Raw genomic sequence first — 16,935 nt, 5'->3', positions numbered from 1 at the left:
TTTCTTCAGGAGCCGCGTCGATCTGGTCGTAGGCCTTGGCCTCGCCGCCGAACTTCTTCGACAGCACCGTGGCGATCGCCGCCGTCAGGGTCGTCTTGCCATGGTCCACGTGACCGATCGTGCCCACATTCACGTGCGGCTTGGTCCGTTCAAACTTGCCTTTTGCCATTTCAAATCTCCGAAAAGAGCATTTCGCCAGTCTGTTGGTTTAGCGTTTCCACAGCGTCCGTGATTCCCGCCGACTGGCGAAACGGGCGGACCGCTGTGAAGACGATTCGGTTAGAAGCGGATCAGTTCTTGCCGCGCGCCAGGATGATGGCGTCGGCAACGTTCTTGGGCGCTTCGGAGTAGTGCTTGAACTCCATCGTGTAGGTGGCGCGACCTTGCGTGGCCGAGCGCAGCGACGTGGAGTAGCCGAACATTTCGCTCAGCGGGACTTCGGCCTTGATGACCTTGCCGCCGCCGACCATGTCATCCATGCCCTGCACCATGCCGCGACGGCTGGACAGGTCGCCCATGACCGTACCGGCGTAGTCTTCCGGCGTCTCGACTTCCACGGCCATCATCGGCTCGAGGATGACGGGGCTGGCGCGGCGCATGGCTTCCTTGAAACCCATGGACGCAGCCATCTTGAACGCGTTTTCGTTCGAGTCCACATCGTGGTACGAACCGAAGGTCAGCGTGGCCTTGACGTCGACGACCGGGAAGCCGGCCAGCACGCCGTTCGGCAGGCTGTCGATGATGCCCTTCTCGACCGCGGGGATGTATTCACGGGGAACCACACCGCCCTTGATGGCGTCGACGAACTCGAAGCCCTTGCCCGGCTCTTGCGGCTCGAGCGTCAGCACGACGTGACCGTACTGGCCCTTACCACCGGACTGGCGAACGAACTTGCCTTCGACGTCGGTCGCGGTCTTGCGGATGGTTTCGCGGTAGGCCACTTGCGGCTTGCCGACGTTGGCTTCCACGCCGAACTCGCGCTTCATGCGGTCGACGATGATTTCCAGGTGCAGCTCGCCCATGCCGGAGATGATGGTCTGGCCGGATTCTTCGTCGGTACGCAGGCGGAACGACGGGTCTTCGGCAGCCAGACGACCCAGCGCCAGACCCATCTTTTCCTGGTCGGCCTTGGTCTTGGGTTCCACGGCCTGCGAGATCACGGGCTCGGGGAAGATCATCTTTTCCAGCGTGATGACGCTGTCGGGGTCGCACAGGGTTTCGCCCGTGGTGACGTCCTTCAGGCCCACGCAGGCGGCGATGTCGCCAGCCAGAATTTCCTTGATTTCTTCACGCTGGTTGGCGTGCATCTGCAGGATCCGGCCGATACGCTCCTTCTTGCCACGGATCGGGTTGTAGACGGTCGCGCCCGACTGCAGCACGCCCGAGTAGACGCGCACGAACGTCAGCTGGCCGACGTAGGGGTCGGTCATCAGCTTGAAGGCCAGCGCCGAGAACTTCTCCTCGTCGGTGCGCTGACGCGTGATCGGCTGGTCGTCTTCGTCGGTGCCGGCCACGGGCGGGATGTCCAGCGGCGACGGCAGGAAGTCGATGACGGCGTCCAGCATGCGCTGCACGCCCTTGTTCTTGAACGCGGTGCCGCACAGCATCGGCTGGATCTCGGTCGCGATGGTGCGCTGACGGATCGCGAGCTTGATCTCTTCCTCGGACAGGTCGCCCGTCTCGAGGTACTTGTTCATCAGCTCTTCGCTGGCTTCGGCAGCAGCCTCGACCATCTTCTCGCGCCATTCCTGGGCGACGCCGACCAGGTCAGCGGGGATGTCTTCGAAGGTGAACTTCATGCCCTGGGAAGCCTCGTCCCAGATGATGGCCTTCATCTTGAACAGGTCCACCACACCCTTGAAGCCTTCCTCGGCGCCGATGGGGATCACCACGGGCACGGGGTTGGCCTTCAGGCGGGTCTTCATCTGGTCAACGACCTTGTAGAAGTTCGCGCCGGTACGGTCCATCTTGTTGACGAACGCGAGGCGGGGCACCTTGTACTTGTTGGCCTGGCGCCAGACGGTTTCCGACTGGGGCTGCACGCCACCCACGGCGCAGTACACCATGCAGGCGCCGTCCAGCACGCGCATGGAACGCTCCACCTCGATGGTGAAGTCCACGTGTCCGGGGGTGTCGATGATGTTGAAGCGGTGCTCGGGGTAGGACATGTCCATGCCCTTCCAGAAGCAGGTCGTCGCGGCCGACGTGATCGTGATGCCGCGCTCTTGCTCCTGTTCCATCCAGTCCATCGTGGCGGCGCCATCGTGCACTTCACCGATCTTGTGGTTCACACCGGTGTAGTAGAGGATGCGTTCGGTCGTGGTGGTCTTGCCAGCATCGATGTGCGCGGAGATACCGATGTTGCGGTAGCGCTCGATGGGGGTTTTGCGGGCCATGGTTTGCTCCAGAAGACAGGAGCCGCCAGCGGGCTAGGGATAACCCGAGGCGGCCGAAAGACGTTGAGTTTAGAAGCGGAAGTGCGAGAACGCCTTGTTGGCTTCTGCCATGCGGTGGACTTCGTCGCGCTTCTTCATCGCGCCGCCACGGCCTTCAGCGGCCTCCAGCAGCTCATTGGCCAGACGCTGGGCCATCGACTTCTCACCGCGCTTGCGAGCGGATTCCTTCAACCAGCGCATGGCGAGGGCCATCCGGCGGACGGGGCGAACTTCCACGGGAACTTGGTAGTTCGCACCACCGACGCGGCGGGACTTCACTTCAACCATGGGCTTCACGTTGTTCAGGGCGACCATGAACACTTCCAGCGGATCCTTGCCGATCTTCTTTTCGACTTGGTCCAGAGCGCCGTAGATGATGCGCTCGGCGACGGCCTTCTTGCCCGATTCCATGATGACGTTCATGAACTTGGACAGATCGACGGAACCGAACTTGGGGTCCGGCAGGATTTCGCGCTTGGGTACTTCGCGACGACGTGGCATGGCACTTTTCCTTTTGCTTCAGTTGGAGACGGCCTTCTTGGCCTGACTCCGCTGGACAACCACCAACATCTAGGGCTGATCCACTTACTCGGCCCACTGACAACTCAGCGGCCGCAACAACGTTGGGTCAGCTGAACCGCTGAGCCCGAACAGACGATTTACTTCTTCGGACGCTTGGCACCGTACTTGGAACGGGCCTGCTTGCGATCCTTGACGCCTTGCAGGTCAAGGGAGCCGCGCACGATGTGGTAACGCACACCGGGCAAGTCCTTCACCCGGCCGCCGCGCACCAGCACGACGCTGTGCTCTTGCAGGTTGTGGCCTTCGCCGCCGATGTAGGAGATGACCTCGAAGCCGTTGGTCAGGCGCACCTTGGCGACCTTACGCAGAGCCGAGTTCGGCTTCTTCGGCGTGGTGGTGTAGACGCGGGTGCAGACACCGCGGCGCTGCGGGCAGTTCTGCATCGCAGGCGACTTGGACTTGGTGACCTCGGCCTCACGGCCGTGGCGCACCAGTTGATTGATGGTTGGCATAAACGACTTGTTCCCGTTTGAAGTCTGTGAACCTCGCCTGTGTTTTTAAGGCGCGCAGCAACGCTGCCGCCAAAAGGCGAAGAGCCGAGGATTGTAGACCGCAGGCAGCCAAAGGCACAAGGGCTGCGCCACTGGCGGCGCTAAGCTGACGACATGCACACGCCCGCGACGCCCCTGCCCCGCCCCCTCGACCGCTCGGAAAGCGCCCCGCCCTGCGCCGTCATCGACACGCAGGTCGTCATGGATTGGCTGGTGTTTCGCGATCCGCGGGTCGCAGCGCTGAGCACGGCCATCGAAGCCGGTCGCCTGCGCTGGCTCGTCGCGCCCGCCATGAGAGACGAGCTCCGGCACGTGCTGGGGCGCGGTGTGGCCGCACACTATGCGCCCGACCTGGCGGCGATCGAAGCCGCCTTCGATGCTCATGCGCAGGCGGTCGACGCCGCACCGCCCCAACCGCTGGCCGGACGCCTGGTCTGCCGGGACCCGGACGACCAGAAATTCATCGACCTGGCGCTCTCGACCGGGGCCCGCTGGCTGATCTCCCGCGACAAGGCCGTGCTGGCGCTGGCCAAGCGCGCGCTGCCACGCGGCCTGCTGATCGTGAAGCCGGAAGCACTCCAACTGCCCGACGCCTAAAGAAAAAGCCGCCCGCGGCCTGAACCGGGGGCGGCTTCAGAGGGGAAACCCCTCGTCGGCTTATTCAGCCGCGCTGTCGCCAGCGTCGACGTCGGCCATCTGCGCGGCGGCCAGCTCTTCAGCCTCCTGCAGGGCAATGGCGCGGCGCTCGGCGTCGTCCATCGCTTCCTTGGCGCGACGCGCCTCGTGGAAGGCCATGCCGGTACCGGCCGGGATCAGGCGACCCACGATGACGTTTTCCTTCAGGCCGCGCAGCTCGTCGCGCTTGCCCATGATGGCAGCCTCGGTGAGCACGCGGGTCGTTTCCTGGAAGGAAGCGGCCGAGATGAAGGAGTCCGTCGACAGCGAGGCCTTGGTGATGCCCAGCAGCACGTCGGCGTGCGTGGCGATCAGCTTGCCTTCCTTGCGCAGCTTGTCGTTGGTGTCCAGCAGCTCCGAACGCTCGACCTGCTCGTTCAGGATGTAGTGCGAGTCGCCCGGGTTGGTGATGGTCACGCGACGCAGCATCTGGCGAACGATCACCTCGATGTGCTTGTCGTTGATCTTCACGCCCTGGAGTCGGTACACGTCCTGGACTTCGTCGACGATGTAGCGCGCCAGTTCCTCGATGCCCAGCAGGCGCAGGATGTCCTGCGGGTCTGCCGCGCCGTCGACGATCAGTTCGCCGCGGTTCACCACCTGGCCTTCGTGCACCAGGATGTTCTTTTCCTTGGGCACCAGTTCCTCGTGGGCCTTGCCGTCCGGGTCGGTGATCTGCAGGCGGATCTTGCCCTTGGTCTCCTTGCCGAACGACACCGTGCCGGTCTGCTCGGCCAGCACGCCGACGTCCTTGGGCGAACGGGCTTCGAAGAGCTCGGCCACACGCGGCAGACCGCCGGTAATGTCGCGGGTCTTCTGGCCTTCGACCGGGATACGAGCGAGCACTTCACCGGGCAGCAGTTCCTGGCCGTCGCGAACCTGGATCAGCGCGCCGACCTGGAAGCCGATGGCCACCGAGTGGTCGGTACCGGGGATCTTGACCTCGTGGCCTTGAGCGTCCAGCAGCTTGACCTGCGGGCGGACGATCTTGGCGGCACCGCGGCGCTTCGGGTCGATCACGACCAGCGTCGACAGGCCCGTCACTTCGTCCACCTGCTTGGCGACGGTCACGCCTTCCTCGACGTTCTCGAACTTCGCCTGACCGGCGAATTCCGTGATGATCGGGCGGGTCAGCGGGTCCCAGTTCGCGAGCACCAGGCCGGCCTTGATGGTCTGGCCAGCCTTGATGTTCAGCACGGCGCCGTACGGCACCTTGTGACGCTCGCGCTCGCGGCCGTGCGGGTCGGCAATGATGATCTCGCCGGAGCGAGAAATCACGACCAGCTCGCCCTTGCCGTTGGTCACGTAGCGCATCGTGGCGTTGAAGCCGATGATGCCGTCCGACTTGGCTTCGACGCTCGAGGCCACGGCAGCGCGCGACGCGGCACCGCCGATGTGGAACGTCCGCATCGTCAGCTGCGTACCCGGTTCACCGATGGACTGCGCGGCGATGACGCCCACGGCCTCACCGGTATTGACCAGGCCACCACGGCCGAGGTCGCGGCCATAGCACTTGGCGCACAAGCCGAAGCGCGTGCCGCAGGTCAGCGGCGTGCGGACCTTGATCTCGTCGACGCCCGCCTGCTCCAGCACGTCGAGGGTGTCCTCGTCGAGCATGTGGCCGGCGGTCAGCAGCGTGGCTTGCGTCTCCGGGTGGACGACGTCGATCGCCGCCACACGGCCGAGCACGCGGTCGCGCAGCGATTCGATGACCTCACCACCTTCGACCAGCGCGCGCATGGCCATGCCGTTGTCGGTGCCGCAATCCTGCTCGGTGACGACCAGGTCCTGCGTCACGTCGACCAGACGACGCGTCAGGTAGCCGGAGTTCGCGGTCTTCAGCGCCGTGTCCGCCAGGCCCTTACGAGCACCGTGGGTGGAGATGAAGTACTGCAACACGTTCAGACCTTCACGGAAGTTCGCCGTGATGGGCGTCTCGATGATGGAGCCGTCCGGCTTGGCCATCAGGCCGCGCATGCCGGCCAGCTGGCGGATCTGGGCTGCGGAACCCCGCGCGCCCGAGTCGGCCATCATGTAGATCGAGTTGAAGGACTCCTGATCGACGGTCTTGCCGTTGCGATCGGTCGTCTTCTCGACCTTCAGGTGCTCCATCATCTTCTTGCCGATTTCGTCACCGGCCTTGCCCCAGATGTCCACCACCTTGTTGTAGCGCTCACCGGCGGTCACGAGACCCGAGACGTACTGCTGCTCGATCTCCTTGACCTCGCTCTCGGCACGCTCGATCAGCGTGTGCTTCTGAGCGGGCACCAGCATGTCGTCGATGGCGATCGAGATACCGGCGCGCGTGGCCAGGCGGAAGCCGCTTTGCAGCAGCTTGTCGGCCAGCACGACGGTTTCCTTCAGGCCGCACTTGCGGAAGGAGGTGTTGATCAGACGGCTGATCTCCTTCTTCTTCAGTGCCTTGTTGATGTTGCTGAACGGCAGGCCCTTGGGCAGGATTTCCGACAGCAGCGCGCGGCCGACGGTGGTGTCCACGAGCTTGGTCTCGGGCTCGAATTCACCCGTTTCCTTGTTCTTGGTCCACTCGGTCAGGCGAACACTGATCTTGGCGGTGATTTCGACGACGCCGTTCTCCAGCGCGCGGATCACTTCCGGGATGTCCGAGAAGATCAGGCCTTCGCCCTTGCCGTTGGTGCGCTCGCGGGTGGCGTAGTACAGGCCCAGCACCACGTCTTGCGACGGGACGATGGACGGTTCGCCGGACGCGGGGAACAGCACGTTGTTGGAGGCCAGCATCAGCGTGCGGGCCTCCATCTGCGCTTCGATCGACAGCGGCACGTGGACGGCCATCTGGTCACCGTCGAAGTCGGCGTTGAAGGCCGAGCAGACGAGCGGGTGCAGCTGGATGGCCTTGCCTTCGATCAGCACGGGCTCGAAGGCCTGGATGCCGAGGCGGTGCAGCGTCGGGGCGCGGTTCAGCAGGACCGGGTGTTCCTTGATGACTTCTTCGAGGATGTCCCAGACCACCGGCGTGCCGGATTCGACTTCCTTCTTGGCAGCCTTGATCGTCGTCGCGATGCCCATGGCTTCGAGACGGCTGAAGATGAAGGGCTTGAACAGCTCCAGCGCCATCAGCTTGGGCAGGCCGCACTGGTGCAGCTTCAGGTACGGGCCCACGGTAATGACGGAACGACCGGAGTAGTCGACGCGCTTGCCCAGCAAGTTCTGACGGAAGCGACCGCTCTTGCCCTTGATCATGTCGGCCAGCGACTTGAGGGCACGCTTGTTCGCGCCGGTCATCGCCTTGCCGCGGCGGCCGTTGTCCAGCAGCGAGTCGACGGCTTCCTGCAGCATGCGCTTTTCGTTGCGCACGATGATCTCAGGGGCCTTCAGCTCCAGCAGACGGGCCAGGCGGTTGTTGCGGTTGATGACGCGACGGTAGAGGTCGTTCAGGTCGCTAGTCGCAAAGCGACCACCGTCCAGGGGAACGAGCGGACGCAGGTCCGGCGGCAGCACGGGCAGCACGTCCAGCACCATCCAGTTCGGCTTGATGCCGGACTTCTTGAAGGCCTCCATGACCTTCAGGCGCTTGGAGTTCTTCTTGACCTTGAGCTCGGAGCCGGTCATGTCGTTGCGCAGGCGATCGATCTCGATGTCGAGATCCATCTCCTCCAGCAGCTTCTTGATGCCCTCGGCGCCCATCAGCGCGATGAATTCGTCGCCGAATTCCACGCGCTTGGCGTCGTAGTCGTCCTCGCTCATGATCGAGAACTTCTTCAGCGGGGTCATGCCCGGGTCGACGACGACGTAGGCCTCGAAGTACAGCACGCGTTCGATGTCGCGCAGCGTCATGTCGAGCACCAGGCCCAGACGCGACGGCAGCGACTTCAGGAACCAGATGTGCGCGCACGGCGCCGCCAGGTCGATGTGGCCCATGCGGTCACGGCGAACCTTGGTCTGCGTGACTTCAACGCCGCACTTCTCGCAGATGACGCCGCGGTGCTTCAGGCGCTTGTACTTGCCGCACAGGCACTCGTAGTCCTTGATCGGGCCAAAGATCTTGGCGCAGAACAGGCCGTCACGCTCGGGCTTGAAGGTGCGGTAGTTGATGGTCTCGGGCTTCTTCACCTCGCCGAACGACCAGCTGCGGATCTTCTCCGGAGATGCCAGGCCGATCTTGATGGCATCGAAATGCTCATCAGGGGTGAATTGCTTGAAAAGGTCGAGTAGTCCCTTCATGCATCTGCTCCTTAATTACGTTCCAGTTCGATGTCGATGCCCAAGGAGCGGATTTCCTTGACCAGCACATTGAACGATTCGGGCATGCCCGCTTCGATGGCGTGTTCGCCCTTGACGATGCTTTCGTAGACCTTGGTCCGGCCGTTCACGTCGTCGGACTTGACCGTCAGCATTTCCTGCAGGATGTACGAGGCGCCGTAGGCTTCCAGCGCCCAGACTTCCATTTCACCGAAACGCTGGCCACCGAACTGCGCCTTACCACCCAGCGGCTGCTGCGTGACGAGCGAGTACGGGCCGGTCGAACGGGCGTGCATCTTGTCGTCCACCAAGTGGTGCAGCTTCAGCACGTGCATGTAGCCGACGGTGACCGGGCGCTCGAACTGCTCGCCGGTGCGGCCGTCGCACAGCCAGGCCTGGGTGCGGGTCTCGGTCAGGCCCTTCTTGGCGGCGATGTCGTCCGGGTAGGCCAGCTTCAGCATGCCGCGGATTTCTTCTTCCTTGGCACCGTCGAACACCGGGGTCGCGAAGGGCACGCCCTTGGACAGGTTCTCGGCCATCTCCAGCACTTCCGTGTCGGTCAGGTCGTCGATGTTCTCGGTCTTGCCACCGCTCTGGTTGTAGAGCTCGTCGAAGAACTTGCGCAGCTCGGCCACCTTGGTGTGCTGCTGCAGCATGTCGCCGATGCGCTGGCCAATGCCCTTGCCGGCCCAGCCCAGGTGCACTTCCAGCACCTGACCCACGTTCATCCGCGACGGGACGCCCAGCGGGTTCAGCACGATGTCGGCAGGCGTGCCGTCGGCCATGTAGGGCATGTCTTCGATCGGCGTGACCTTGGACACAACACCCTTGTTGCCGTGACGGCCGGCCATCTTGTCGCCAGGCTGCAGGCGACGCTTGACGGCCAGGTAGACCTTGACCATCTTCAGCACGCCAGCGGGCAGCTCGTCGCCCTGCGTCAGCTTCTTGCGCTTCTCTTCGAAGGCCAGGTCGAAGCTGTGGCGGGTCTGGTCCAGCGCGTTCTTGATGGACTCGAGCTGGTTGGCGACGTCTTCCTCGGCCGGGCGGATGTCGAACCAGTGGAACTTCTCGACCGACGCCAGGTACTCCTTGTCGATCTTCGTGCCCTTGGCGATCTTCTGCGGGCCGCCGTTGGCGACGCGGCCGACCAGCAGCTTCTCGATACGGTCGAAGGCGTCGCTCTCGACGATGCGCAGCTGGTCGTTCAGGTCCAGGCGATAACGCTTCAGCTCGTCGTCAATGATCTGCTGGGCGCGCTTGTCACGCTGGATGCCTTCACGGGTGAAGACCTGCACGTCGATGACGGTGCCGCTGGTGCCCTGGTCGACACGCAGCGACGTGTCCTTCACGTCCGAAGCCTTCTCGCCGAAGATGGCGCGCAGCAGCTTCTCTTCCGGCGTCAGCGTGGTTTCGCCCTTGGGCGTGACCTTGCCGACCAGCACGTCGCCCGGGTTCACTTCGGCACCGATGTAGACGATGCCCGACTCGTCCAGGCGGCCCAGTTGCTGCTCGGACAGGTTGGGGATGTCGCGGGTGATTTCTTCCGAACCCAGCTTGGTGTCACGCGCGTTGACCACCAGTTCCTCGATGTGGATCGAGGTGTAGCGGTCTTCGGCGATGACGCGTTCCGAGATCAGGATCGAGTCTTCGAAGTTGTAGCCGTTCCACGGCATGAACGCGACCAGCATGTTCTGGCCCAGGGCCAGCTCACCGATGTCGGTGGAGGCGCCGTCGGCAATGATGTCCTCGGCCGCCACCTTGTCGCCACGGCGCACGATCGGGCGCTGGTGGATGTTGGTGTTCTGGTTGGAACGCTGGTACTTGATCAGGTTGTAGATGTCGACGCCGACTTCACCCGCCACCGTCTCGTTGTCGTTCACACGAATGACGATACGGTTGGTGTCGACGTAGTCGACCACGCCGCCGCGGCGAGCCGCGACCACCGTGCCCGAGTCCTTCGCGGCCACGCGCTCGACGCCCGTACCGACAAAAGCCTTCTCGGGGCGCAGCACCGGCACGGCCTGACGCTGCATGTTGGCGCCCATCAACGCGCGGTTCGCGTCGTCGTGCTCCAGGAACGGCACCAGCGAGGCCGCAACCGACACGATCTGCGTCGGCGCCACGTCCATGTACTGGATGCGTTCGGGCGAGGTCAGCACCGATTCGCCGTTCTCACGGGCGGAGACCAGTTCGTCGGTCAGCGAACCTTCGCCGTTCAGCGTCGCGTTCGCCTGGGCGATGACGTACTTGCCTTCCTCGATGGCCGACAGGTAGTCGATCTGGTCGGTGACCTTGCCATCCACCACGCGGCGATACGGCGTTTCCAGGAAGCCGTACTCGTTGAGCTGAGCGAACAGCGCCAGCGAGTTGATCAGGCCGATGTTCGGGCCTTCAGGCGTTTCGATCGGGCACACGCGGCCGTAGTGGGTCGGGTGCACGTCGCGCACTTCGAAGCCGGCGCGCTCGCGGGTCAGACCGCCCGGGCCGAGGGCCGAGACGCGACGCTTGTGCGTGATCTCGGACAGCGGGTTGGTCTGGTCCATGAACTGCGACAGCTGCGACGCACCGAAGAACTCCTTCAGCGCCGCGGAGATCGGCTTGGAGTTGATCAGGTCGTGCGGCATCAGGGCTTCGGTCTCGGCCTGGCCCAGACGCTCCTTGACGGCCTTCTCGATACGGGCGAGACCCGAGCGGTACTGGTTCTCGGCCAGTTCGCCCACGCAACGCACGCGGCGATTGCCCAGGTGGTCGATGTCGTCCACTTCGCCGCGGCCATTGCGCAGCTCGACAAGGATCTTGACGACGTCAAGGATGTCCTCGTTGGACAGATTCATCGCGCCTTCGGGCGTGTCACGGCCGACACGCGCGTTGAACTTCATGCGGCCGACACGGCTCAGGTCGTAGGTGTCGGTGCTGTAGAACAGGCGGTTGAACAGGGCCTCGACGGCGTCTTCCGTCGGTGGCTCGCCGGGGCGCATCATGCGGTAGATGGCGACGCGGGCAGCCAGTTGCGTCTCGGTCTCGTCAGACGCCAGCGTCTGCGAGATGTAGGCGCCTTCGTCCAGCTCGTTCGTGAACAGGCACTGGATTTCCTTGATGCCGGCCTGGCGCAGCTTCTTCAGCAGCGCGTCGGTCAGCTCGTCGTTGGCCTTGGCGATGATCTCGCCGGTGTCGGCGTCGATCATGTTCTTGGCCAGCACGCGACCGACCAGGAAGTCCTCGGGCACCGAGATGTGCTGCGTGCCGGACTGCTCCAGCTGGCGCACATGACGGGCCGTAATGCGCTTGTCCTTCTCGACGATGACCGCACCCGACTTGTCGACGATGTCGAAGCGGGCGACTTCACCCTTCAGGCGGTCGGCCACGAATTCGAGCTGCGCGCCGACGTCCATCAGGCGGAAGTTGTCGAACACGAAGAAGTGGGCCAGGATCTGCTCGGGGTTCAGGCCGATGGCCTTCAGCAGGATCGTGACCGGCATCTTGCGGCGGCGGTCAACGCGGAAGTACAGGATGTCTTTCGGGTCGAACTCGAAGTCCAGCCAGGAGCCGCGGTAGGGAATGATGCGGGCGCTGAACAGCAGCTTGCCCGACGAGTGCGTCTTGCCCTTGTCGTGCTCGAAGAACACGCCCGGCGAACGGTGCAGCTGCGACACGATGACGCGCTCGGTACCGTTGACGATGAAGGAGCCGTAGTCGGTCATCAGGGGCACTTCGCCCATGTAGACCTCTTGCTCCTTGATCTCCTTGACCGTCTTGGCCTGCGGCGACTCGCGGTCGTAGATGATCATCTGCAGGCGCGCACGCACGGCGGCCGCATAGGTCAACCCACGCTGCTGGCACTCACGGGTGTCGAACGGCGGCTTGGCGATGTTGAACTCGAGGAACTTCATCTCGACGAAACCGTTGTGCGAAACAATCGGGAACGCCGAAAGGAAAGCCGCCTGCAGCCCTTCGGGCTTGCGCTTGGCGGGGGCCACGTCCTTCTGCAGGAAGGCCACGTAGCTGTCCTTCTGCATCGTGAGCAGGTAAGGGACGTTGAGAACACTCTCGCGCTTGCCGAAGCTCTTGCGAATCCGCTTGCGCTCGGTGTAGCTGTAGGGGGTTGCTTGCGCCATAAACACTCCGTATCGAGTGCATCCCCGGCCGTGGGACGCACCGCGTCGGCGACTGGCTGGCTCATCCGCCCAGGACGGGCGGCTGCCTCGCTTGGTGGTTGGCCACTACCAACCGCTGGCGGACAACTCTGGCATTGCACCAAAGTCCGACCAAACTGGCTCTCTGCAGTCGGATCAGAGAACACGTGAAAGAACTGCGCATCATACGCTGCGCAGTTCTTTCAGCTGTCCTCTACGGGTAGAAACCCGTAAAGACGAAAAAGGGGAAGCCCTGAGGGCAACCCCTTTTCTAGTCAGAGGGATCGGAGCTGCTTCGCAGGTCCAACCCCAGGACATTACTTCAGCTCGGCCTTGGCGCCGGCTTCGACCAGCTTCTTCAGAGCGGCTTCGGCGTCGGCCTTGGCAATGCCTTCCTTGACGGGCTTCGGAGCGCCGTCGACCAGGTCCTTGGCTTCCTTCAGGCCCAGACCGGTGATTTCGCGGACAGCCTTGATGACGGACACCTTGTTGGCGCCGGCGTCGGTCAGGACGACGTTGAATTCGGTCTTTTCTTCAGCAGCGGCAGCAGCGCCGCCAGCAGCGCCACCGGCGGCCGGAGCAGCCATCGAAGCGGCGGACACGCCGAACTTCTCTTCAATTGCCTTGACCAGGTCGTTCAGTTCCAGGACGGTCATGCTGTCCAGGGCGGTCAGGAAAGCGTCTTTATCGAATGCCATGATGTGTTCCTAAATATCAGATGGGTTGCGTGGATACGCGGTGTTCGTCGATCAGGCCGCAGGCGCTTCGGCAGCGGCTTCGGCGCCACCACCACGCTGTTGGGCCAGGGCTGCCAGCACGGCCGCGGTGCGCTGCACCGGCGACTTGAGCAGGCCGGCGATCTGCGACAGCAGGACTTCCTTGGACGGGACGGAGGCCAGAGCCTTCACGCCATTGACGTCCAGAGCCTTGCCACCGTAGGCACCACCCTTGATGACGAGCTTGTCGTTGGTCTTGGCAAAGTCAGCGATGACTTTGGCAGCCGCGACAGCGTCTTCCGAAAAGCCGTAGATCAGCGGGCCGACCATGCTCTCCGAGGCCGCCTCGAACGGGGTGCCGGCGACGGCGCGACGGGCCAGGGTGTTCTTCAGCACGTGAAGATAGACACCCTTGGAACGTGCGTCGACGCGCAGCTTGTTCAAGGCTTCCACGGTGAGGCCACGGTACTCGGCCAGCGCCAGCGTCTGCGACTTCGCTGCTTGCGCTGCGACGTCGGAGACAACGGCTGCCTTCTCGTTGCGATTGAGACTCAAGGTCTACTCCTCACATTTGCTCCTTCGGCCTTGCGGCCTCGAGAGCGCCAGGGATTCAGCGACCATCTGTCAGGAACCCGCTCCGATGGCTCGGAGCGGCAAACCCTTCAGCGGGACCGCCATCTGCGTTGGTTCCGGGCCTCGATGTCTCTCGGCTCGGATTTAAGGGGTCTCCACCAACGGTCTTGGATGACGCGCCATGCCAGCGAACCGGCACAGCGCCCCACCAATCTTGTCGCCCGGGGCCAGACTCGCCCCGGACAGATTCAGTGCACCAGGCCAGTGGGCCTGGCCGACGATCAGGCGGCGTTGGCCTGAGCGTTGATCGACGCGATTTCGACGCGGGCGCCAACGCCCATCGTCGAGGAGACCGCGACCTTGCGCAGGTACACGCCCTTGCTCGAGGCCGGCTTGGCCTTGTTCAGGGCTTCGATCAGCGCGCGCAGGTTGCCTTCCAGCTTGTCGGTGTCGAACGAGCGACGGCCAACCGTGCCGTGGACGATACCGGCCTTGTCGACGCGGAACTGGACCTGGCCAGCCTTGGCGTTCTTGACAGCGGTGGCGACGTCCGGCGTGACGGTGCCGACCTTGGGGTTCGGCATCAGGCCGCGCGGGCCGAGGATCTGACCCAGCGTACCGACGACACGCATCGTGTCGGGCGAGGCGATGACGACGTCGAAAGGCATGTCACCAGCCTTGACGCGCTCGGCCAGGTCTTCCATGCCGACGACGTCGGCGCCGGCGGCGCGGGCTTCTTCAGCCTTGGCACCTTGGGCGAACACGGCGACGCGCTTGGTCTTGCCGGTACCGTTGGGCAGCACGACGGCGCCACGAACGACTTGGTCCGACTTCTTCGCATCGATGCCGAGTTGCACGGCAACGTCGATGGACTCGTCGAACTTGGCGGTGGCCAGGCTCTTGACCAGGTCCAGGGCTTCGGTCAGGCCGTACAGCTTGGTCGATTCAACCTTGCCAGCCAGCGCCTTTTGCTTCTTGGTGAGCTTGGCCATGTCAGACCCCTTCCACGATGATGCCCATCGAGCGGGCAGAGCCGGCGATGGTCTTGACAGCGGCGTCGATGTTGGCGGCCGTCAGGTCCTTGGTCTTGATCTTCGCGATCTCTTCCAGCTGGGCGCGGGTCAGCTTGCCGACCTTGTCCAGGTGAGGACGCTGCGAGCCCTTCTCGATCTTGGCGGCCTTCTTCAGCAGCACGGTCGCCGGGGGCGACTTGATGACGAAGGTGAAGCTCTTGTCTGCGAAGGCGGTGATGACCACCGGCAGCTTCATGCCAGGCTCGAAGCCGGGACCGGACGTCTGGGCGTTGAACGCCTTGCAGAATTCCATGATGTTCAGACCACGCTGACCCAGCGCCGGACCGACCGGGGGCGAAGGATTGGCCTTGCCCGCCGCGACTTGCAGCTTGATGAAGCCGACAATTTTCTTGGCCATGTTTTCTCCAAACAGCTCCCTGGCGGCCTCGCCGGGGAACCTGAGTGCTAGCGCATCGGACTCGAGCCCGATCTGACGACCGGGCCGCTACCTTTGCTCCTCTTGCCCGCCTCTCGTTGCGAGCTGATCACGGGCCGGCATTGATGGCGCCGGCCAAACCCAAGATTCTACTTCGCCGCTTCAAATTCAGGTTACGCGAACCTGAACATCAGCGACGCGCCACCGAGACCTTTTGCCACCGCACCGCAGCAGCAAGCTCAGCGACCTGCGATCAAACCTTCTCGACCTGCGCGAAGTCCAGCTCGACCGGCGTTGCGCGGCCGAAGATCGTGACCGAGACGCGCACCTTGGACTTGTCATAGTTGACCTCTTCGACCGAGCCATTGAAGTCGGTGAACGGGCCTTCCTTGACGCGCACGACCTCGCCAACCATCCACTCGACCTTGGGCCGGGGCTTTTCGACGCCTTCCTGCATCTGGTTGACGATCTTCATGACCTCCGCCTCGGAGATCGGGGCCGGGCGGTTCTTGGCGCCACCGACGAAACCCGTGACCTTGGAGGTGTGCTTCACCAGGTGCCAGGATTCGTCGTCCATCGCCATCTCGACCAGCACGTAGCCAGGGAAGAAACGGCGCTCGGTCACGGCCTTCTTGCCGTTCTTCAGCTCGACGACTTCTTCGGTCGGCACCAGGATGCGGCCGAATTTGTCCTGCATGCCGGCGCGATCGATGCGCTCGCGCAGATTGCGCTCGACAGCCTTTTCCATGCCCGAATAGGCATGGACGACATACCAGCGCTTGGGCAGACCAGCGGGCGCCTCGGCGGCAGCGACGTTTTGCTCTTCGCTCATCTCGTTCCCTCTCAGCGCTTCCAGCCCAGGATCAGGTCGTACAGCACCCATTCCAGCGTCTTGTCCGTCAGCCACAGGAACAGCGCCATGATGACGACGAAAGCGAAGACATACATCGTCATCTGGCGCGCTTCCTTGTGGGTCGGCCAGACGACCTTCTTCACTTCGCGCGCGGAGTCGCGACCATAGGCGATCAGCGCCTTGCCATGCTCAGACGTGAAGAAGATCGCCACACCGGCAATCAGCAGCACAACCAACGAGGCGATCTGCACCAGCGCGCCCTGCTTGGACAGACCGTAATAAGCCGCCAACGCGCCGATCAGCAGCAACACCGCTGCGGCCAACTTGGCCTTGTCGGCACCGCTGGTCACGGTCTCGACTTGAGGAGGATTCGCCATCACTTGTCTTTCACGCGCCGCGTTCGAAGCGGCTTTTTCAGAGCTGCCACAGGCCGTAGCCATCAGCAGCAAGGCCCGCCGAGATCACTCTCGCGGGCCGATGCTTGGTTAGCCAGGAAACCAACCGCCGTGATCAGTGGCGGGTGGCAGGGGCAGAGGGTCTCGAACCCCCAACCTTCGGTTTTGGAGACCGACGCTCTGCCAATTGAGCTATGCCCCTGTGGCCTTAAAAATTATTCCAGGATCGTGGCGACGACGCCCGAACCGACGGTACGGCCGCCTTCACGGATGGCGAAACGCAGACCCGTTTCCATCGCGATCGGAGCGATCAGCTTCACGGTGATGCCGACGTTGTCGCCAGGCATGACCATTTCCTTGTCCTTCGGCAGCTCCACGGCACCGGTCACGTCCGTCGTGCGGAAGTAGAACTGGG

14 protein-coding genes and 1 tRNA gene are annotated in these 16,935 nt (G+C 63.5%); 1 reads left to right on the top strand and 14 read right to left on the bottom strand.

Annotated elements, in window-relative coordinates:
• From ACG00X_RS23920 to rpsL, 4 genes are all read right to left on the bottom strand, one after another.
• A partial coding sequence (locus ACG00X_RS23920) for a GTP-binding protein (RefSeq protein WP_394492071.1) occupies positions 1 to 169 on the bottom strand: 169 nt, incomplete at its 3' end.
• A 121-nt stretch (positions 170 to 290) separates the two neighbouring features.
• Positions 291 to 2,396 carry an elongation factor G gene (gene fusA / locus ACG00X_RS23915; protein WP_394492319.1) on the bottom strand — a complete coding sequence of 702 codons (2,106 nt, stop codon included), beginning with the start codon at positions 2,394 to 2,396 and terminating at the stop codon, positions 291 to 293.
• Between the two features lie 69 nt (positions 2,397 to 2,465).
• Positions 2,466 to 2,936 (bottom strand): 30S ribosomal protein S7, encoded by a 471-nt coding sequence (gene rpsG / locus ACG00X_RS23910; RefSeq protein ID WP_119046632.1) that lies wholly within the window; start codon positions 2,934 to 2,936, stop codon positions 2,466 to 2,468.
• Positions 2,937 to 3,094: 158 nt separating this feature from the next.
• On the bottom strand, positions 3,095 to 3,469 hold the full coding sequence (rpsL, locus tag ACG00X_RS23905; RefSeq protein ID WP_088486369.1) for a 30S ribosomal protein S12: 375 nt from the start codon (positions 3,467 to 3,469) through the stop codon (positions 3,095 to 3,097).
• A 153-nt stretch (positions 3,470 to 3,622) separates the two neighbouring features.
• Here rpsL and ACG00X_RS23900 point away from each other — a divergent pair, with 153 nt between their 5' ends.
• On the top strand, positions 3,623 to 4,105 hold the full coding sequence (locus tag ACG00X_RS23900; protein ID WP_394492316.1) for a putative toxin-antitoxin system toxin component, PIN family: 483 nt from the start codon (positions 3,623 to 3,625) through the stop codon (positions 4,103 to 4,105).
• Between the two features lie 60 nt (positions 4,106 to 4,165).
• Here the strand turns inward: ACG00X_RS23900 and rpoC are convergent, their stop codons facing one another.
• The 10 genes from rpoC to ACG00X_RS23850 form a co-directional block, all read right to left on the bottom strand.
• On the bottom strand, positions 4,166 to 8,383 hold the full coding sequence (gene rpoC / locus ACG00X_RS23895; RefSeq protein WP_394492314.1) for a DNA-directed RNA polymerase subunit beta': 4,218 nt from the start codon (positions 8,381 to 8,383) through the stop codon (positions 4,166 to 4,168).
• An 11-nt stretch (positions 8,384 to 8,394) separates the two neighbouring features.
• Entirely contained in the window at positions 8,395 to 12,516 is a 4,122-nt protein-coding gene (gene rpoB, locus ACG00X_RS23890; protein ID WP_394492312.1) for a DNA-directed RNA polymerase subunit beta, read from the bottom strand.
• A gap of 335 nt (positions 12,517 to 12,851) precedes the next feature.
• A complete protein-coding gene (gene rplL, locus ACG00X_RS23885; RefSeq protein WP_394492310.1) occupies positions 12,852 to 13,232 on the bottom strand; it encodes a 50S ribosomal protein L7/L12 in 381 nt (126 codons plus the stop codon).
• A gap of 51 nt (positions 13,233 to 13,283) precedes the next feature.
• A complete protein-coding gene (gene rplJ / locus ACG00X_RS23880; protein WP_233375763.1) occupies positions 13,284 to 13,805 on the bottom strand; it encodes a 50S ribosomal protein L10 in 522 nt (173 codons plus the stop codon).
• Between the two features lie 299 nt (positions 13,806 to 14,104).
• On the bottom strand, positions 14,105 to 14,815 hold the full coding sequence (rplA, locus tag ACG00X_RS23875) for a 50S ribosomal protein L1 (RefSeq protein WP_394492307.1): 711 nt from the start codon (positions 14,813 to 14,815) through the stop codon (positions 14,105 to 14,107).
• 1 nt (position 14,816) lies between these two features.
• Complete coding sequence (rplK, locus tag ACG00X_RS23870) at positions 14,817 to 15,254, bottom strand: 50S ribosomal protein L11 (RefSeq protein ID WP_394492305.1); 438 nt, start codon at positions 15,252 to 15,254, stop codon at positions 14,817 to 14,819.
• Between the two features lie 271 nt (positions 15,255 to 15,525).
• On the bottom strand, positions 15,526 to 16,104 hold the full coding sequence (nusG, locus tag ACG00X_RS23865; protein WP_394492303.1) for a transcription termination/antitermination protein NusG: 579 nt from the start codon (positions 16,102 to 16,104) through the stop codon (positions 15,526 to 15,528).
• 11 nt (positions 16,105 to 16,115) lie between these two features.
• Entirely contained in the window at positions 16,116 to 16,502 is a 387-nt protein-coding gene (secE, locus tag ACG00X_RS23860; RefSeq protein WP_394492301.1) for a preprotein translocase subunit SecE, read from the bottom strand.
• A 144-nt stretch (positions 16,503 to 16,646) separates the two neighbouring features.
• Positions 16,647 to 16,722: transfer RNA gene (locus tag ACG00X_RS23855), tRNA-Trp, on the bottom strand.
• Positions 16,723 to 16,735: 13 nt separating this feature from the next.
• On the bottom strand, positions 16,736 to 16,935 hold a 200-nt coding region (locus ACG00X_RS23850; protein WP_474101694.1), incomplete at its 5' end, for an EF-Tu C-terminal domain-related protein.

Origin of the sequence: Pelomonas nitida, from assembly GCF_043555975.1 — a bacterium.
Taxonomy (GTDB): domain Bacteria; phylum Pseudomonadota; class Gammaproteobacteria; order Burkholderiales; family Burkholderiaceae_C; genus Pelomonas; species Pelomonas nitida.
Note: the sequence above shows the minus strand (reverse complement) of the source record. Positions and strands in the feature narration are given on the sequence as shown.